This is a genomic window from Chordicoccus furentiruminis (assembly GCF_019355395.1).
GTDB lineage: Bacteria > Bacillota > Clostridia > Lachnospirales > Lachnospiraceae > Chordicoccus > Chordicoccus furentiruminis.
In genome coordinates this window covers 1,484,724-1,503,630 of sequence record NZ_CP048829.1, presented here as the reverse complement: position 1 = coordinate 1,503,630, position 18,907 = coordinate 1,484,724, and the positions used below count along the sequence as shown (strand labels likewise).

General features: G+C 57.8%; 17 protein-coding genes and 1 riboswitch. Of the genes, 12 read left to right on the top strand and 5 right to left on the bottom strand.

From position 1 onward, the window contains the following. Nucleotides 1-20: 20 nt before the first annotated feature. Genes thiW through G4C92_RS07040 form a run of 3 tightly spaced genes read right to left on the bottom strand, consistent with a single transcriptional unit; the run spans nt 21 to nt 2,069 of the window. Nucleotides 21-533, bottom strand: a complete 513-nt coding sequence (gene thiW, locus G4C92_RS07050; protein WP_274941860.1) for an energy coupling factor transporter S component ThiW — start codon at nt 531-533, stop codon at nt 21-23. 30 nt (nt 534-563) lie between these two features. After that, nucleotides 564-1,196, bottom strand: a complete 633-nt coding sequence (gene thiE, locus G4C92_RS07045; protein ID WP_274941859.1) for a thiamine phosphate synthase — start codon at nt 1,194-1,196, stop codon at nt 564-566. Between the two features lie 48 nt (nt 1,197-1,244). Continuing rightward, the gene (locus G4C92_RS07040) at nt 1,245-2,069 is read right to left on the bottom strand and encodes a hydroxyethylthiazole kinase (protein WP_274941858.1); all 825 of its coding nucleotides are present in this window, start codon (nt 2,067-2,069) and stop codon (nt 1,245-1,247) included. 58 nt (nt 2,070-2,127) lie between these two features. After that, nucleotides 2,128-2,229: riboswitch (TPP riboswitch) on the bottom strand. Between the two features lie 157 nt (nt 2,230-2,386). Between G4C92_RS07040 and G4C92_RS07035 the strand changes: the two genes are divergently transcribed. Both G4C92_RS07035 and G4C92_RS07030 read left to right on the top strand, forming a co-directional pair. Beyond that, a complete protein-coding gene (locus tag G4C92_RS07035; RefSeq protein WP_274941857.1) occupies nt 2,387-2,608 on the top strand; it encodes a hypothetical protein in 222 nt (73 codons plus the stop codon). A gap of 30 nt (nt 2,609-2,638) precedes the next feature. Continuing rightward, nucleotides 2,639-3,604: an alpha-hydroxy-acid oxidizing protein gene (locus G4C92_RS07030; protein WP_274941856.1), complete on the top strand. Its 966-nt coding sequence runs from the start codon at nt 2,639-2,641 to the stop codon at nt 3,602-3,604. Nucleotides 3,605-3,731: 127 nt separating this feature from the next. Here G4C92_RS07030 and G4C92_RS07025 read toward each other — a convergent pair whose 3' ends face one another. Both G4C92_RS07025 and G4C92_RS07020 read right to left on the bottom strand, forming a co-directional pair. Continuing rightward, nucleotides 3,732-4,028: an ATP-binding cassette domain-containing protein gene (locus G4C92_RS07025; protein ID WP_274941855.1), complete on the bottom strand. Its 297-nt coding sequence runs from the start codon at nt 4,026-4,028 to the stop codon at nt 3,732-3,734. Between the two features lie 16 nt (nt 4,029-4,044). Then, complete coding sequence (locus G4C92_RS07020; RefSeq protein WP_274941854.1) at nt 4,045-6,168, bottom strand: glycogen debranching protein; 2,124 nt, start codon at nt 6,166-6,168, stop codon at nt 4,045-4,047. Between the two features lie 401 nt (nt 6,169-6,569). Between G4C92_RS07020 and G4C92_RS07015 the strand changes: the two genes are divergently transcribed. From G4C92_RS07015 to G4C92_RS06970, 10 genes are all read left to right on the top strand, one after another. Beyond that, nucleotides 6,570-8,192, top strand: coding sequence for a hypothetical protein (locus G4C92_RS07015; RefSeq protein ID WP_274941853.1), 1,623 nt, complete (start codon nt 6,570-6,572; stop codon nt 8,190-8,192). A gap of 506 nt (nt 8,193-8,698) precedes the next feature. After that, nucleotides 8,699-9,319, top strand: coding sequence for a hypothetical protein (locus G4C92_RS07010; RefSeq protein WP_274941852.1), 621 nt, complete (start codon nt 8,699-8,701; stop codon nt 9,317-9,319). A 107-nt stretch (nt 9,320-9,426) separates the two neighbouring features. Next, a complete protein-coding gene (gene asnS / locus G4C92_RS07005; RefSeq protein ID WP_274941851.1) occupies nt 9,427-10,821 on the top strand; it encodes an asparagine--tRNA ligase in 1,395 nt (464 codons plus the stop codon). 163 nt (nt 10,822-10,984) lie between these two features. Further along, the gene (gene cobI, locus G4C92_RS07000) at nt 10,985-11,668 is read left to right on the top strand and encodes a precorrin-2 C(20)-methyltransferase (protein WP_274941850.1); all 684 of its coding nucleotides are present in this window, start codon (nt 10,985-10,987) and stop codon (nt 11,666-11,668) included. Nucleotides 11,669-11,739: 71 nt separating this feature from the next. Beyond that, nucleotides 11,740-13,050 (top strand): hypothetical protein, encoded by a 1,311-nt coding sequence (locus G4C92_RS06995; protein ID WP_274941849.1) that lies wholly within the window; start codon nt 11,740-11,742, stop codon nt 13,048-13,050. Between the two features lie 19 nt (nt 13,051-13,069). After that, nucleotides 13,070-13,909, top strand: a complete 840-nt coding sequence (locus G4C92_RS06990; RefSeq protein WP_274941848.1) for an ABC transporter ATP-binding protein — start codon at nt 13,070-13,072, stop codon at nt 13,907-13,909. 188 nt (nt 13,910-14,097) lie between these two features. After that, nucleotides 14,098-14,829 carry an ABC transporter permease gene (locus G4C92_RS06985; RefSeq protein WP_274941847.1) on the top strand — a complete coding sequence of 244 codons (732 nt, stop codon included), beginning with the start codon at nt 14,098-14,100 and terminating at the stop codon, nt 14,827-14,829. 124 nt (nt 14,830-14,953) lie between these two features. Next, complete coding sequence (locus tag G4C92_RS06980) at nt 14,954-16,129, top strand: MFS transporter (protein WP_274941846.1); 1,176 nt, start codon at nt 14,954-14,956, stop codon at nt 16,127-16,129. 704 nt (nt 16,130-16,833) lie between these two features. Next, nucleotides 16,834-18,105, top strand: coding sequence for a metallophosphoesterase (locus tag G4C92_RS06975; protein WP_274941845.1), 1,272 nt, complete (start codon nt 16,834-16,836; stop codon nt 18,103-18,105). After that, nucleotides 17,990-18,841, top strand: coding sequence for a glycosyltransferase family 8 protein (locus tag G4C92_RS06970; RefSeq protein ID WP_274941844.1), 852 nt, complete (start codon nt 17,990-17,992; stop codon nt 18,839-18,841). The genes G4C92_RS06975 and G4C92_RS06970 overlap by 116 nt, the downstream gene beginning before the upstream one ends. Nucleotides 18,842-18,907: the final 66 nt, after the last annotated feature.

Genomic DNA, 18,907 nt, shown 5'->3' with positions numbered 1-18,907 from the left:
AATTCCGGACCCGGACGGCATCATGCGGAAAGGACCTGACGCATGTACTGCATTGCCTTCGTCTTGTCCAGAATGGAAATCAGGACTGCCGCCAGAAGGGTTCCGCCTGCCGTGCTGATGAAGAAGGGCACGACATAGGTGAACAGAGCGGCCTGGCTGTTTCCCATCAGGAGAGAGGCGACAGGGTAGGCGAGCATGTCGCCGAAGAGGCCGGTCCCGATAATCTCGGCAAGACAGGTCGGAAGGTACTTCTTCGTAGCCCTGAACATCAGCCCACAGCACAAAGCGCCGACCATGCTGCCCGGGAAGGCCATCAGAGAGCCGGTTCCCATCAGGTTCCGGATGAGAGAAGCCACGAAGGCAATCACGACACCCCAGCCGGGCCCGAGGAGGACGGCGGACAGAATGTTGACCATATGCTGGATCGGGAAGCATTTTGACGCGCCGACGGGAATGTAGAAGCTGGAGAGCGCGATGATGACCGCGACAAGCAGTGCCGATGTGACCAGTTTTTTCAGATGTTCATGTTTCATGATGAGCTCCTTTCTGTTACTGCAGATATGTTACAGGCGGCTGCTGACATCGAGCAGCTTTCTGCAGGATGCTCCGATCTGATCGGAAGCAAAGATACCGGAGATGACCGCGACGCCGGACAGACCCAGGTGCCGGAGCTCTCCGATGTTTTCTTCCGTGATTCCTCCGATCGCGCAGACCGGAATATGAACCGCAGAAGTGATATCACGGTACGTTTCCCGGTCGATTGGCCGGGCGTTCTCTTTGGTATGGGAACCAAATGCAGCTCCGCATCCCAGATAGTCAGCACCGAGGCGTTCCGCCGTCCGCGCTTCCGCGACGTTGTGAGCGGTCGCCCCGATGATTTTATCGGGGCCAAGAAGCGCCCGGGCCTTCCGGACCGACATGTCGTCCTGACCGACATGCACGCCGTCCGCATCGGCTCGGATGCAGATATCGGGGCTGTCATTGATCAGAAGCGGAACATGATACCGGTGGCAGAGCACCCGAAGAGAGCGGGCCTCTTCCAGCAGCCGATCCGGTTCCATGTTCTTCTCCCGCAGCTGCACCATCGTGACGCCGGCGGCAAGCGCCTCTTCGACCGCCTCTTCCAGCGTCCGTCCGGACAGCCACCTTCGGTCCGTCACCGCATACAGCTGCAGCATCTTTCGTTCAAATTTCATCAGGATCCTCCTTTTCCGCATTCTCTGAGGGGGTCGGACTTCCGGTTCTCATAATCCGGCTGTGCTGACGGCATCGATCAGGCGGCTGCGGAACGCCATCGTTCCATGGCTGGAAGAGGCTTCCATCTCCTTCTCGGCTTCACTGGCAAGGCATCCGTACGCTTTCACCGTTTCATGGACAAGCGAGGCGATTCCCGATGTGTCGCCGAGGCGGAGCGTCGGACCCGAAGACGGTGCCGTCGATCCGGCCAAAGCGGCCGCGAGTAGCCCTGACAGCATACAGCCGCTCCCGGTGATCCTCTTCTGAAGAGGCGTCCCGGTATGACTGACCAGAATCCGTTCTTTGCTGACGGTGAGATCCGTTTCACCGGTGACGGCAAGGACTGTATCGTATCGCTCCGACAGCTCCTGCAGACGGTCAGGCTCCAGACAAACTCCGGCTTCCTCCACGCCGCGGGAAGGATAAGAGACTCCGAGCAAGGCGGCCATTTCCGACTGATTGCCGCGGATGCAGGTGAAATGAAGCCGCTCTAGCAGCGTTTTCAGAATGCGCTGCCGGAAATCGGAAGCGCCGGCGCCGACCGGATCCAGAATCAGCGGATGTCCGAGTTCGTTGGCTTTCTCTCCGGCGGCCAGCATCGCCTCCGCTTTTGATTCAGAAGGCATGCCGATATTCAGAACCGTCGCGTCGGCCAGCCCTGAAATCTCTGCCGCCTCTTTCGGGGAATCCGCACAGATTGCGGTCGCGCCTGAGGCAAGAACGAGATTGACGACGTCATTCATTGTCACTGGATTGGTGATCAGATGAATCAGCGGCCGGGTCCGGCGTATGCTTCTGAAGATGGCGGTGCCTGTTTCTGAGAAAAATGGCATAAAAAAACCTCCCGTTCAGGGAGGGGCGGACAGGTGCTGAAAATCGTGTGAAATCAAAAGCAGAAAATTTCAGCTTCCTTACGCCGGTATTATCCGGTTCAAGTGATAAGGGTCCGGTGAAGATTCACCGGTCTCAGCATATGCGCCCCTAGCAGAAATATGGATATTCAGTTGAAAATGGCTTTAAAACGTCTACCAGTTTACCCCTCCGGGAGCACGATGTCAAACGCTGCTTTGAGGCAGACAGGCGGCCTTATGTCTTACGCTCCTCCGGAGTTTACGAGGGCACGCTTGGCTGAACATATGAGGATTTCCGTATGGGCTGTGATGAAAGGACAGGCTTTGCTCTGCGTGTCTGCCCAACTGAGGATGAATCAAAGTGTACTGAAATCTTTACCTTGCCGGAATGCGAAACAAACGGTATTGTTGATCATAGAAAGGCTGTAAAATACAGTTTATTTCTTGCCGGCTATCAGGGATTGGTGAGCCGGAGAATGATTGGTGAAAATTCTGGATTTGCAGCATATGCAGTCAAATGAAAAATCGACAGATGAGAGGAGGCCGAGACTATGGAAAGAGAAGCAAACTGGCCGGGACCGGAGGGACTTATCCCGGCGCTGCCTAAGGACGCGTCGAACGCAAGCTGGCATACAAGGCGGTTTCTGGATGAAATCCTCATCGAGGAGCGTATCATCGGGACGCACGTGGCGGATATCTCGATGCAGCTCTGGGGAAAGCGTTTCGCGTCGCCGATCATGATGCCGGCCTTTTCGCATCTCAACAAAGCCGGGCTCGATCATAGCCCGATGGAAGAATACGCGCAGGCGGCAAAGAGCCTGGGAATTGTCAACTGGGTCGGAATGGAATCCGATGCAGACTACGCGAAAATTGCCGAAGCCGGTGCTGAGACAATCCGCATCATCAAGCCTTTTGCAGACAGTGAAAAGATCAGGGCGCAGATGGACTTTGCCGTGAGACATCGGGCTTTTGCGGTCGGCATCGATATTGATCACAGCATCGGGACAGACGGTGAAACGGATGTGGTCGACGGTGAAAGACTCGGAACACTGACGGGTCGGGATATTGAAGGATTTGCGGAGTTTGCACATAAACTGGGCGTTCCGTTTGTGGCAAAGGGCGTTCTCAGCTCAAGAGATGCCGCTATCTGCGAGAAAGCAGGCGCGGATGCCATTGTGGTCAGCCATCATCACGGGAGACTGCCTTTTGCCGTACCGCCGGCGATGATTCTCCCGGATATCCGAAAAGTTACAGGGAAAATGAAGATTTTCGCTGACTGTTCTGTCGATGACGGAAGAGATGCCTACAAGCTTATGGCGCTTGGGGCCGATGCCGTCTCAACCGGGCGTGCCATCCTGCCGGGGCTTCTAAAAGAGGGAGCGCCGGCCGTCGAGAAGAAAATGCGGCAGATGAATTGCCAGTTAAAAGAGCTGATGGGGTATACGGGCGTGGAGACACTTGATGCGTTTGATGCAACGGTGCTCTGGTATCACGGGCGGCACTTCGGAGCGGAATGAATTAAAACGAGGGAAAAGCAAGGGACTGAATAAGAATCTTGCTTACGAACATCCGTTTCCTGCGGATCTGAAGAATACCTGTCAGACTGGGAAGAAGCCCGCGTGGGGAATGAGCGCGAAGGCCGCCCTACAGGGAACCGTCGGAGAGGTTCAGAGACATATCCAATTCAAAATCGGTTCTGTCCCTTTTGCGGACAGCATGACCGTTCACCCGGAACACATCCCGGACGTGTTCCGGGGTCAGAACGCCCTCCGGCGTTCCCTCCGCCACGTTTTTCCCGTCCTTGAGGAGGAAGAGACGGTCGCAGAATCCCGAAGCGAGATGCAGGTCATGCAGGACGATCAGGATGGTTTTGCCGCTGTTTTTCAGATAATCCAGCAGATAGAGCTGATATGGTAAAGAAAAGCCGGGCAGCATAGGCATGCCCGGACCGCCCGCCTCAGCAGTCCGGCTCTTCCTGTGCGGTTTCCTCCGGTTTTCCTGCCGGCGTCAGCACCAGCACGGAGCGGGGTTCCATTTCGACCCACTGGCCGGACGGGACGGATTGACGGCTGTCCGGCAGCGCGTAGCCTTCCTTCAGATAGCGAAGGGAGGAATCAAAGGCAATCGACCAGCCGCGCTTTCCCGGAAGGGACGGAAGATCGAGCCACTGCGTCTCCCAGAAGACATTGATCAGCAGGCAGACCGCGTCCTCCACACCCTCATCATCGAGTCCCGCATAGACGACCCGGAGAATCTGGGACGCGCTGTCCGGGCAGCGCGTGCTCAGATCCGGAAGGCCGAAGGCCCCCTCCGACCCGTACGCGCGGACAATGCGGTGGGAGCGGCGGAAGGCGATCAGATGGCGGACGTACTGGAAGAAGTCATAGTTCCGGTCGAGATCCTGCCAGTTGAGCCAGGAAATTTCGCTGTCCTGACAGTAGGTGTTGTTGTTTCCCTGCTGGGAGTTCAAAAATTCATCGCCGGCGAAGAACATCGGCGTGCCGCGGCTCATCAGAAGCACCGTCATGGCGTTCCGGCACATTTTCCGCCGCAGCGATCGGATCTCCGGGTCGTCGGTCGGGCCTTCCGCTCCGCAGTTCCAGCTCCGGTTGTCGTCGGTCCCGTCGAGGTTTTTCCAGCCGTTGCTCTCGTTGTGCTTCCGGCTGTAGCTGTACATGTCCCACAGCGTGAAGCCGTCGTGACAGTTGAGAAAGTTGACCGATGCGTTCCCGCCGCGGAAAGCAGGATTGTAGAGATCCCGGGAGCCCGTGATCCGGGCGGCCGCGGTTGAACCAAGGCTGAGATCTCCCTTCAGGAAGTTCCGCATATCATCGCGGTAGCGTCCGTTCCACTCCGCCCAGCGCTTCCATGACGGGAAAGAGCCGACCTGATAGAGACCGCCCGCGTCCCATGCTTCGGCGATCAGCTTCACGTTTTTCAGGATCGGGTCATACGCGAGATTCTTGAGAAGAGGCGGATTGCTGAGCGGCGCGCCGTTTTCGTCCCGCCCGAGGATGCTGGCGAGATCGAAGCGGAAGCCGGCCACGTGGTAGTCGGTGACCCAGTAGCGGAGGCAGTCCAGAATGATCGACTGCATCACGGGATGGTTGCAGTTGAGGGTGTTGCCGCAGCCGCTGAAGTTGTAGTAGTATCCGTCCGGCGTCAGCATGTAGTAAACGTTGTTGTCAAAGCCTTTGAAGGAAATCACGGGGCCGTATTCGTTGCCTTCGGCCGTGTGGTTGAAGACGACATCGAGAAAGCATTCGATCCCGTTCCGGTTCAGCTCGCGGATCAGTTCCTTCAGCTCGTTGCCGTTTTCAATGGTCTCATGGCGCATTGCGTAGCTGGTGTTCGGCGCGAAGAAGCTGATCGGATTGTATCCCCAGTAATCGAGCAGCGTCCGTCCGTTCACCTCGCGCTGGTCCCGCGTCTCGTCGAACTCGAAGACCGGCATCAGCTCCACCGCGTTCACTCCGAGATCCTTCAGATACGGGATCTTTTCCATCAGTCCGTGGAATGTCCCCCGTCCTTCCACTCCGGAGGACGGGTGTTTAGTGAAGCCCCGGACATGAAGTTCATAGATGATCAGATCCTCCATCGGCTGGCGGGAAAACTCCGCGTCGCCCCAGTCGAAGCCGCTTTTCACCACGCGGGCCTTGTAGAAGCCGTTTTTATCCAGCTTCTGGCCCCAGACGTTCTGGCCGGTGACGGATTTGGCGTAAATGTCGAGGAGCACATTTCGCCGGTCGAACCGCAGGCCGTTCTTCGGATCCCACGGTCCGTCCAGCCGGTAGGCGTACTCGAACTCCTCAATATCCAGATGATAGACGATCATCGACCAGACATCCCCGATGCGGTAGCGGTTGGGGATCGGGATCACCGCGTATGGCTCCGTCTCCCTTGGCCGGAAGAGCAGCAGCTCACAGCCGGTGGCGCCGCTGGAGTGGACGGTGAAATTCACGGCTCCATCCGGTAGCGCGGTGGCTCCGTTCAGCTGATACAGGCCGGGACGGACGTCGAAGCCGGCGATCCGTTCGAGCGGCGCCGGGGGCTGATGGGTCTCAGAATTTGAATTGGTCATCCGATACCTCCTGATTTCGTTCCCTGATGGTCCCATTATAGCAGGATTCGGAGGGAGGGACAGAACGGATTCGCGGTGGGTGTATGGGGCGGAAGAATGAGCTGGAGCGCCCGCGCACAGTATCGATCTGAATGCCGTTGAGATCACGAACGGCAGGAATCTGTTTTCATAAAGGGCTGTGAGGCAATCAGCGACACATGTTTGACACTCGAAGAGCCGCAGCAAAGACGTAACTGGACCGGAATTCAGCACATTTACCAAATGTAAACATAAATTATGAGCATAACTACGGTTTATGCCATCGCGGTTGCTGTTATTCCAATGTTTTGCATATAATATTGTCTATCATAGCAGGGTAAGGGCAAACCAATAACCAACAAGACAACAAATCAGGAGGGATTATGAAAAAGACACCAAACGCTTTACTGACCTCATTGATCATCTGCTCTCTTGTTCTGTCGGGCGTTTCACCCGTACTGGCGGAGGCGGGCCCCGGATCGGCTGCGGACAAAATCATGTCCGCCGTTACGGAATCGGAGGATACGCAAGGTGCCGAACGTGCTGCTGCAGTCCAGCTTCAAAGAGACGACTGGGCCCCGGACGTGAAGAAAGCAGTAAATGAACTGATCGCACAGTACGGGAACACGTCGGCCGGCTACAGTGAGACGCCTTATGTTGTCAGCGATTTTGATAATACCTGCTCCATCTTCGATGTTGAGGAGCAGCTTGCGGTTTATCAGCTGCAGCAGATGGTCTTCGGATTCACGCCTGAGCAGCTGCCGGATATTCTGGCCACAGGCCTCTCTGACCTTGAAACCCCGCGTGAGGGGTATGCGCTGGATGAGCAAGCTCATTCCTACAGTGACTGGATCTCAGATATCACAGCGGCCTATACCAAGCTGTACCAAAGCTACGGCCCCTTTACCGCGGAAGGACCTTCCGGAAAGGCCGGCTTGGATGAGATTCAGAGCGATCCACAGTGGATGGAATTCGCCGCTAAGATGCGGGCCATGTACGATCTGGTTTACGACAATGAATCCGCTTCGGTCGCGTATCCGTGGGTTCTCTACTGGTTCACCGGGCTGAGCGAGGACGAAGTATACCATTTGGCTTATGATTCCCACAGCACATACAAGGAAGTGGAGACCTCTACGGTAGACTGGGTTTCGCCGGAGGAGATCGACTCCGCCGTCGGACAGGTGGAGTACGAATGGACCAGCGGTACGCAGGTCACGGAAAATATCCGGGAAATGTTCACTGCCTATGCAGAAAGCGGAATCGATGTCTGGATCTGCTCCGCCTCCTGCACGGACGCGATCCGGGCCGCCGTGGACGTCTGGGGACTGCATGACTGCGTGACGGGCGTGATCGCCATGACCAATAAAGTGAAAGACGGCAAATACGTCAACGAATATGATTATGAAACCGGCTATGCCTGGTACACTCAGGAGAAGGACGGCTGGAAACGCGGAGATACGGCCACCGGCGCTCAGACGCAGGGACCCGGAAAGGTCACGGCCATTGACAACGTGCTTGTCTCTTCGTACGGACATGGTCCGATCGCCGGTTTCATGGATTCCACCGGCGATTACGATTTCTGCACTGTCTATGATTCCTTAAAGCTTGTCATCTGCTTCAACCGGGCATCCCGCAAGGTGACGGACGGCGGCGGTGTGATCGGCGAGTTGGCCATCTATCAGCGCGATACGCTTGGGTACGATCTGAAGAAAGCCAGCGATGCCGGCGATACCCTGTATGTCCTTCAGGGACGGGATGAAAACGGGCTCCGCACCCTGCGCGGCAGCAACCGCACGCTGACCTATGGAGCCACGGAGGAGAAGCTGTTCAAAAACGAAGAGAATGAGGCGCAGCTTCAGTATATGATCGATCATAACATGACGACGGAGGAAGTGATCAATACCTTCGCGCCGAAGACAGCGGAAGACGATGCGGATAACGTTCTGGGCTTCGCTTACGGCTTCTCGGCGGATTACGAAGGATATCATTCTCATCAGGACAAATAACCATTGTCTTCGCCGTCCTCATCCCTGCATATGATCGGGCGGGAGGCGGTGATCTGATATCCCGCCTCCTGTGCCTTGCATACCATTTGTCATATGGTGTTTTCAACAGATGGCAAAAGGAGACTGATCTACTATGTCTGACCAGGGGCTTTGATGCCGGCCCGCCTTCTCACATCGGATTGCTGTGGCGTGATGGGCTGAATACAGCGGCCGGATCATCTGATGCTGTCAGCAGGCTGGTATAAGGGTCTGCGATGCGGGCAAAGAATGAAAGGCAGAAGCAGTTGCGAAGATGACAAAATGATTGTATCTTTTAAAGAAAGCAGGGTATATCCGTTATAAGGAAACAATGTGCTTATGGTTCACATCCGCTTACGATTCTTTTCGATGACCGGATGAGAATGAGGAGATCATTCAGACGGTGCGATATAGAACGCAGCGTTCGACATGAAAGCAGGAGGGGTGCAGAAATGGTCAATTTGTATCATCATTGCTCAGGAAACAGTATGAATGACAGGAGAAAACCTGCAAAGAGAGGACGTGACGCTAAGAAGAGCCTGAGGACATGGAAATATATGGCCGGCGGCGTGATGTTATGCACTGCTCTTATGGGCGGGATTGCGGTGGAAGGAAGCGAGAGATACGGCATCTCAGGTTATGGCGTGACAGCAGCCGCTTATCCGGATGGGGGAACACAGTATGATCAGAATTATTTTCAGATCATGGATCCAGAGTCCGGTCTTCCGATCACGATGGGAGTCAGTGGGATATACAAATCCTGTCTTGCAGGCTCATACCGCATCACGCCCTATCTTGACAGAGTCGAATCGCTGAGAGGTACCATTACTTTCGGCGGGACATTTGACATTACCAGTACAGAATCCGTTTCAGAAGACAGTGCAAGGGGAAGTATATTTGATACTGCGAATTCAGAATCTGTTTCGGCCGGCAGCTCAAAGTATATGGTTCTGGATGTCACCTATGATGATCATACTATTTTCTGCGGCTCCAGCGGCGAAACATACAGTGCCGATGAATTTGTAGAGATCATGCAGTCCTTCAACGGGCTGGGAATCGAACTTGATATCAACAAGGGAGACCTGGAAAAGGCAGTCCTGATATCCTGAAAACTGTTTCCCAAGGTCTCGCAGCACGCAGCGGAAACGCTCGACAACGGCGGATACACGACTTATAATGAAGCTTCAGGAATCAGACAAACCAATGGAGGTGCGTGATGCAGGATCTTGTCACAGTGAGGGAGATTTACAGGGATCAGGCAAAGTACATCGACCAGAAAATCTCGATCGGCGGCTGGGTCCGGAGTATCCGGGATTCCAAGGCTTTCGGATTCATGGTCGTTCATGACGGCACGTATTTCAATACGCTGCAGGTGGTGTTCCACGACCGGATGAGCAATTTTGACGAGATTGCGCACCTCAATGTCGGCACGGCGGTCATCGTCACGGGAACGCTGGTTGCGACGCCGCAGGCGAAGCAGCCTTTTGAGATTCAGGCGGAGACGGTTACGGTGGAGGGAGCTTCCACACCGGATTACCCGATGCAGAAAAAAAGGCACAGTCTTGAGTACCTTCGGACGGTTCCGCATCTCAGAGTGCGCACGAATACGTTTCAGGCGACTTTCCGCGTCCGGTCGCTGATCGCCTACGCCATTCATCAGTTCTTTCAGGAGAGGGGCTTCGTCTATGTGCATACGCCGCTGATCACCGGATCGGATGCCGAGGGAGCGGGCGAGATGTTCCAGGTCACGACGCTGGATCTTATGAATGTGCCGAAGACGGAGGAGGGAAAGGTCGATTTCGCGAAGGATTTCTTCGGAAAATCGACGAATCTCACCGTGTCCGGCCAGATGCAGGGCGAGACGTTCGCCCAGGCATTCCGCAATATCTATACCTTCGGACCGACGTTCCGGGCGGAAAATTCCAACACGACAAGGCATGCCGCCGAATTCTGGATGATCGAGCCGGAGATTTCCTTCGCAGATCTCGAGGACGATATGGATCTGGCCGAGTCGATGCTGAAGTACATCATCGGCTATGTGCTGGAACAGGCGCCGGAGGAGATGAATTTCTTCAATCAGTTCATCGACAAGGGACTGCTGGACCGGCTGCATCACGTCGCGTCGTCGGACTTCGGGCGGATCACGTATACCGAGGCCATCGACATTCTGCAGAAATCGGGTGCGGATTTCGAATACAAGCCGGAGTGGGGCAAGGAACTGCAGACCGAGCATGAGCGTTACCTCACCGAAAAGGTCTATAAGAAGCCGATTTTCGTCATCAACTACCCGAAGGACTGCAAGGCATTTTATATGAAGCAGAACCCGGACGGCAAGACGGTGGCCGCGATGGACTGCCTCGTCCCGGGAATCGGCGAGATCATCGGCGGAAGTCAGAGAGAGGAAGATTATGACAAGCTGCTGACCCGTATGAAGGAGCTTCATATGGACCTGAGCCAGTACGATTTCTATCTGGACCTCCGCAAGTATGGCACATCGCGCCATGCAGGTTTCGGGCTCGGCTTCGAGCGCTGCGTGATGTATCTCACCGGTATGCAGAATATCCGTGACGTGCTGCCGTTCCCGAGAACGGTAGGAAACTGCGAACTGTAAGACCGGCGGGACGGCCGGCGCGCCGGGCGGCCTTCGGGCCGGCAGCGCGCCGCGGACCGTGCGGGCTGTATCCAGGAGGCCGTTCTCTTTGCGGGAGAACGGCTTTTTCGACATTTGGAACAGATGACTTGAGAACAGACAGAGGAAGAGAGAAACAGGGCGAATGACCGGAATACTGTATGGAGTGGGCGTAGGCCCGGGCGATCCGGAGCTGATGACATTGAAAGCGGTGCGGGTGATCCGGGAAACCGGGGTGATCGCCGCGCCCGGCGAGGACGTCAGGGAAACGATGGCATACCGGATCGCCGTGCAGGCGGTGCCGGAGATGGAGGGGAAGGAGCTTCTTCCGATTCGGATGCCGATGGTGATGAATCAGGAGGAGCAGCGCGAGAACCATCGCCGCGGCGCGCGTCAGATCGAATCGGTGCTTGATTCGGGGAGGGATGTGGCGTTTATCACGCTGGGCGACTCGACCATCTATTCCACTTTTTCCTATCTGCAGGAGATCGTGGAGGCGGACGGGTATGAGACGCGGCTGGTGAGCGGCATTCCGTCTTTCTGCGCAGCGGCCGCGGAACTGAACGTGCCGCTGACAACCTGGCAGGAGCAGCTCCATGTGATCCCGGCCCGTCAGAGTCTCCATGCGAAGCTGGATCAGCCGGGCACCTATGTGCTGATGAAATCCGGAAGCCGGATGGCGGAGACGAAGAAGATGCTGGCTGATTCGGGCCGGCGCGTCCGGATGGTGGAGAATTGCGGCATGCCGGACGAGCGGATCTATCAGAACCTGGAGGAGATTCCGGATGATGCGGGCTATTTTTCGCTGATCGTCGCGAAGGAGCCATGAGAAAACGGGCGGAGGTAAGGAAGCTGAGGACTGATCCGGTCAGAACAGATGAGCGCGGTCCTGTGCGGACCATGGAAGAACGGAGAGCCGGGACTGGCCCGGAGACACAGGACGGGCGCGGTCCGGCGCGGATCGCGGAAGAGCGGAGAGGCGACAGCCGTTCGGGACGGCGGGTCTTCCGCGCTGGCTGGCTGCTGGCCGTATCCCTTGTGCTGACGCTGGTGGCCGGAGAAGCGGTTTCGGCGGATCCGGCGCACAGTCAGGTCGCTTCGGCGGGCGAGACGGCGAAGTCCTCTCAGGTCGGATCTTATGGCATGCTGCCGATTTATCCGCGGGACATCGAGGACGGAACCTATGATGTGACGGTCGAGTCGAGTTCCCGCTTCTTCCGGATTCACGACGGAAGCCTTACAGTGAAGAACGGCGAGATGAGCGTCCGGATCCGGCTTGACAGCGCAAGCTATGAACTTGTCTACGCGGGCAGCGGCGCGGAGGCCGCAGCGGCGCCGGCCTCGGACTACCTGACTGTGTCGGAGGACGACGAAGGGTGGTCTGTCTTTGAGATGCCGGTGACGTCGCTGGACGCGGCCTTTCCCTGCGCGGCTTTCAGTAAAAAGAAGCAGAAGTGGTACGACCGCACGCTTCTGATCGAGGCATCCTCGCTTCCTTCCGGCGCGCTGCATGTTGCTCTTCCTGACTATGAGGCGATCCGGAAGGCTTTCGAGGCGGAAGGCGTGGATCCGCCGGCTCTTGCGGATTCGTCCGGGCCGTCGGAGGCGGAACAAACCGCGGCATCCGGTTCGGAAGGAGCGGCAGACGGGCAAGCGGGCGGCTTATCCGGCGGAACAGACAGCCGGACGGGGGCGCTTTCCGGGGAAGCGCAGACGGGCGGCACAGCCTCCTGGAAGACCGCATCATCCGGGTCATCCGAACCAGAACCGGTGGAGATGGAGACCTATCCGGATGGATCCTATTCCGTGGAAGTCAGTCTGACCGGAGGCAGCGGCCGGGTTTCCGTCAGCTCACCTGCTCTGCTCACGGTGAAGAACGGCCTCGTATACGCGACGCTGGTCTGGAGCAGCAGCTATTACGATTACATGCGGATCGGCGGCGAGCGGTACGATAACGAGAACGATGGCGGGGCATCCACGTTCACGATCCCGGTGACAGCCTTTGACGAACCGGTGGCGGTGACCGCGGATACGACCGCGATGGGGGATCCGGTGGAGATCCGCTATCAGATCTGCTTCTATTATGATACCATCGGGAGCGCGGATCTGATTCCCCAGATGGCCGCACGGAAGGTGCTGCGGATCGCGGCGGTGATCATCGCCGCCGGCGCGGTGCTGAGCTTCCTTACACGGAAAATGCGGTACCGGTAAGCGGAAAGGCGTACAGACGATGATTGAGCTTCGGAATCTGACCAAGCGGTTCGACCGTTTCACAGCTGTGGATCACCTCAGTCTGACGATCGGAACCGGGGAGTTCTTCGGTCTTCTGGGCTCCAACGGCGCCGGAAAGACGACCACGATCAGCATGATTTCCACCGTGCTGCTGCCGACGGAGGGTGAGATCCGGATCGACGGGGAGCGGATCACGCGAAAGGCGTCGGAGCAGAAGCGGAAGCTGGCGATCGTCACGCAGGAATATTCCATGCGTCAGGATATGACGATGGATGAGGTGATGGACTATCAGGGTCGGCTGTATTTTCTTCCCCGAAAGGAAAGGCGCCGGAAGACGGAGGAGCTGCTCGCCTTCGCGGGGCTTCTGGATTCCCGGAACCGGATTGTACGTCATCTCTCGGGCGGTATGAAACGGAAGCTGATGATCTGCCGGGCGCTGATGACGGATCCGCAGATCATTCTGCTGGATGAACCGACGGCAGGGATGGACGCGTTCGCCCGGAGGCAGATGTGGGACCTGCTCCGGCAGCTGCAGCAGAGAAACATCACGATTGTGCTGACGACGCACTATATCGAGGAGGCGGAGGCGCTCTGCGACCGGGTCGCGTTCCTTCACCGAGGCCGGATCGACGTTGTGGATACGCCCGCCGCGCTGATCGGCCGGCTCGGCCGTTTCGCGGTCGATGAGGTGACGGACGGACGGCAGCGGAGCCGGTTTTTTCAGACCCGGGGAGAAGCGATCGCGTATCTTTCGTCGCTGCCGGACGGCGGCCAGACCGCGTTCCGCAGAACGACGCTGGAGGACGTCTTCGTGGAACGGGTCGGGAAGCAGAGCTGACGGCGCGGGCGGTTTGGATGCGCCGCAGACCGGGATAAACGGAAGACGCGTGCGGCGCCTTCACGTGGGACGACAGGAGAAACAGAAGACGCGGACTGCAGCTTTGGAGAACAGGACGGACGAGAAGGTTTTGTGCGGGTCAATGCACTCGGCATCCGGCGGCACACGGCGGAGCGGGAGGGAACGGGTTGGGCATCATCACGGTTCTGTGGGAAAAATGGACTGAATTTCGCAGGGATTTCTTCAAGATCACGCTGGCCGCGATGATCTCGCCGCTGATGTATCTGATGATCTTCGGTCTAGGGATTCAGACGACGTCTCACGGTGAGCCGTATCTCAACTACCTGATTCCCGGCGTGGTGTCGATGGCAACGATGACCGGGAGCTTCAGCGCGGTGGCGCAGAATATGAGTGTGCAGAGACTCTACGAGAAGGCGCTGGATCAGGTGATGATTTCGCCGACGCCGCTGTGGCAGTTTATCGTCGGTCAGGTGATCGGCGGCGCGCTCAGAGGTATGTACGCGGCGGGGATGATCCTCCTGCTGGTTCTGCCGATCCGGACCGGACTGATTTTCAACGGTCTGTCGTGCCTGATCCTCTTTCTGAACGGCACGGTCTTCTCGACGATGGCGCTTGTCCTTTCTTTTCTGGCGAAGAGCTACTCGGACGCGCCCCGGTACAACGCGTATATCATCGTGCCGATGTCCTTTCTCTGTAATACGTTCCTTTCGACGGACCAGATGCCGAACGGCATCCGGCAGTTTGTGCAGGCCCTTCCGCTCTCCCAGACATCTCAGATGGTCCGGAGCATCTCGGTGGGCGGGCCGGCGGGCTGGACGGGCATCGCTGTGCTGCTGATTTATTTTGCCGCGTTCACGGCGCTTTCCGTCCTGTTCATCTACCGGAAGAAGAATCTGTGAGATTGTTCGGAATGCCCGAACAATCTCCGGTTTCATGAAGGATCTGGTTTTCCGCTGATTTCCGCCGGCTTGCGGCGGACGTTTCCGGACGCGGCAAGCGTCTCTTCTTACAGGTTATTGTGCTATGCGTCAGGCTTCTTCTGCATCCGTCGCCCGTTTCGGAATTCTGGACGGACTCTACTGGGCGTTCAGCGCCGCTTTCTTCGGTTTTATTCCCACTTATCTGCTGGCCTGCGGCATGCCGGAGGGTGTGCTCAGTCTTCTTCTGGCCGCCTATATGCTGACTTCCTTCGGCGGAGCCTTTTTCTGGGGAAGGCTGTGCGACCGGAAGGAGACGAACCGGCGGATTTTTCTGCCTGTGTTCTTCTCGGCAACGCTTCTGAGCGCGCTGGCGTTTCTCGCGGCGGGACGGAGCCTTCTGCTTTCCTCTTTTCTCTATCTGGCCCTCGGCTTTCTTGTCTCCTCTCTGGGCACGAATCTCGACGCGTGGATGCTGCGCTCCTTCCGGCATGACAGCGCGATGTACGGACGCGCGAGGGGAACGGGATCGGCCGGGTACGCGGCGGCGATGCTGGTCGGAGGCCAGCTGATCCGTCTGTTCGGATATCAGATGATTCTGTGGATGACGCTGACTTTGGCGGCAGCGGTTTTTCTGCTGGCGCTTCGGACACCGGAGGAACCGTACAGCAGGCTTCCGGGAGGCGGCAGCGGCAGTCTGAAGGAATTGTTCCGGATCAGGCCATATCTCTACATGCTCCTGATCGTGTTCTTCTGCGGACTTGCGATTTCTCCGGTCAATAACCTGAAAATCGTGCTGCTCCGGGCGGTGGGCGGCGATGTGGGGATGCTGGGCATCGATCAGTTCCTCGGCGTGATGACGCAGGCGCTCTTTATATTCCTGTACGGCCGTCTGAGCGGAATCCGTCCCTACGTCCGGATGCTGATTCTGTCCTGCCTGCTCCTTCTGACGATGCTGCTGACCGCGCTGGCGCACTCGCCGCTGATGGTGATCGCCGGCACCGTGCTGTCCAATATGGCCTACGGCTTCCAGCTCCCGACGCAGCGGCAGCTGACGGAGCGGTATGTGCCGGCCCGGATGCGCAATACCGCGCACAGCGCGGTGGATGCGGTTTACGGCAGCTTTTCGGGCATCCTCGCGCTTTGCTGCTCCGGATTTCTGATCAGCCTGTTCGGCGCGCCCTCCATCGCGCTTTTCGGACTGGCGGTGATGCTGTTTCCGGCGGCGCTGTCGGCCGCGGGACTGGTTCGGGAGAGCCGGCAGGATACCGAACGCCGGTAAGATTCGTGTATCCAGAGCATATCGATTCTGCGTAACTATATATTTTTTGTATAGATCCGTGCAAGGTATCGGTATTTCCATTTTATAAAGACAAGCGGTAGAATACAGATAACGAAAGAAAACCACAGGCGCTTGAGTTTTCCGGAATATGCACCGGCAGCGTGCCGGAGAACGGAGGGACTCATTATGAAAAAACTGATTGCGGCGGTCAAAGCGTTCTGTCTGACTTACGGAGATATGTTTACGGACCATATGGCCTCCGGTCGGAAGGGCTGAACGGGACGGACCGAATCGAATAAAAAGAACCAGCTTTCAGGGGCTCCGTGCCGGCTGCGGAACGCAGCGCGGCGCGGAGCTCCTGCTGTTGTGCGTCCGACGGAACGTCCGGTTCGGCTGTCTTCCGGCTTTCGGACCGGGGAGCGGTGGTGTTATGCGTCCGGCGGAACGGCCCTTACCGGAAGGAGCCGGATCGACGCCAGATTGTCCGTCGCCTTTGCCTCTGCCCGTCGTCTCGCCCCGGTTCTGCGCTGCGTCTGTCCGTCCCGCGCTTCCGCCTCCGGCCGGCAGACGCTATACAGATTGCCGGAATTGTGTAGCGGAAACCGACAGTTTTTCAAGCCCGAATCTTATGCCGGGGATCGATCCGATCTATCATGATATGATAAAATAGATGCGGCCGGACCGTTTCGCCGCGGGAGGCGGGTATGGAGGAGAATGTCAGCAGAGAGAGAAGGAAGCTGTTTCGCGGAGGACTGATCCTGATTTCCGGACTATGCGCTGTCGGGGCAGGGCTGAGTCTGGGCGGGGGAATCCGGACGCTGGGCGGCCCAGACTTACGCCCTGCTCTGTGCCTTCTGTTCGCGGCCGCGCTGCTCTTTCAGGGCTATTCGGATCTTCCGGGACCGCACCCTTATTCCGGAGCGTACCGCTGGGCGGTCCGGATCTCCGGCGTCGTGATCGCGTTTCTGGTCTATGATCTGGGAATCCTGATTCCGGTTCGGATCGTGGAATTCTGTGTGCCGGCGGCGCGCGGGAACCGGACACTGAAAGCCGTGACGGCGGTGACCGCAGCCTGCCTGTCCCTCGGCATCACGGCGGGCGGCGTGATCCACGCCCGGTCCGTCAGAGTCCGGCCGTACCGCGTCCCGACCGCTGCCCTCGACGAAGGAGAGACGTACCGTGTCGTGCAGCTCAGCGACCTTCACATCGGCTCGATCATCGGGAAACGGTATCTGAGCCGCGTGATGGAGCGGGTGAACGCGCTGCGGCCGGATCTGATCGTGATCACAGGCGATTTGATCAATCACGGCGGAATGAATGAGTGCGGGGACGCGGACGGGGCAGCCCGCATACTGGCGGGCATGAGAGCCCGGGACGGTGTGTACGCGGTGACGGGCAATCATGATCCGGATCCGTCCGACCCGGCGTTCGGGCGTTTTTTCTCCGAGGCGGGCATTCGGCTTCTGAGAAACCAGAGCGCGGTGCTGCCGCATTGCGTCCTGCTGGGGCGGGACGGAGCCCATATGACGGACCGTCCGCCGATCGGGAGCTTTCTCCCGGAGCATGCTCAGAACAGAGTCCGGATCGTCCTCGATCACTATCCGGACGGGCTTCGGGAAGCCTCGGAGGCGGGCGCAGACCTTTTTCTCTGCGGGCATACGCACAATGGACAGTATTTTCCGCTGATGTATATGATCCGCTGGAAATACAGACATGGTACATCCTATGGAAAATCGGACTGTCACGGAACAACCTGCATCGTATCATCCGGCACGGGCTGCTTCCAGATCCCGATCCGGATCGGAACGGACAGCGAAATCGTCTGCGCCGATCTGTACGGCGCGAAAAGGAGACGGACGGATGGAAATCCTGATGACCACAGACCGCCGTTACGCCGGACACCTTCGGGTGATGCTGTTCAGCCTTGCCGTGAACAGCGGCCCGACGGCGATCCGGGTATGGCTTCTCAGCCGTGATCTCACCGGCGCGGATCTTTGCGCGCTGGAGGCGGATCTGGCGGCCTCGGGCGTCCGCCGTCTCGAAATCCGGCTGATCCGGGTTCCGAAGGCCCGTATGAAGCATATGCCGACGAGCCGGCGCTATCCGGACGCCATCTATGACCGTCTGTTCGCGGCCGACTATCTTCCGGAGGAAGTGGAGCGGGTGCTCTATCTGGACCCGGATATCGTCATCCTGAATCCGCTGACGGAGCTGTGGGAGACGCCCATGGAAGGATATGTCATCGCGGCGGCCAGTCATGTGCATGCTCTCGGCTGCTTCTTCAACCGGCTGCGCCTGCTGGCGTGGACGCCGGGTTGCTATATCAATTCCGGCGTGATGCTGATGGATCTCAAAAAGATGAGGGAGGAACGCGGATCGGAGCGGCTGACGAAGTACGCCCGGACGCACCGTTTCTGTCTCTGCCTTCCCGATCAGGACATCCTGAGCGCGGTGTACGGCCGGAGGATCCTGCTTCTGGATCCGCGCGTCTACAACATGACGGAGCGGATCTGGCGCGCGGACCGGATGCGTGACCCGGAACAGAATCTGGACCGGATCCGTCAGAGGACGGCGATCCTTCACTATATCGGAAGGAACAAGCCGTGGAAGGAAGTCTATCTGGGCGAGCTGGATCTTTTCTATCGGGAGATGGCGGCACGGATGGCTGACGCCGCGCGGAATCAGGCAGCCAGCCGCGCGGAGGAGGGATGATTTCCGCTGCGTTTTTTGTCCGCCGACCAGCGAAGCATGCCTGACCGCATGCTGATCGCGGCGGGC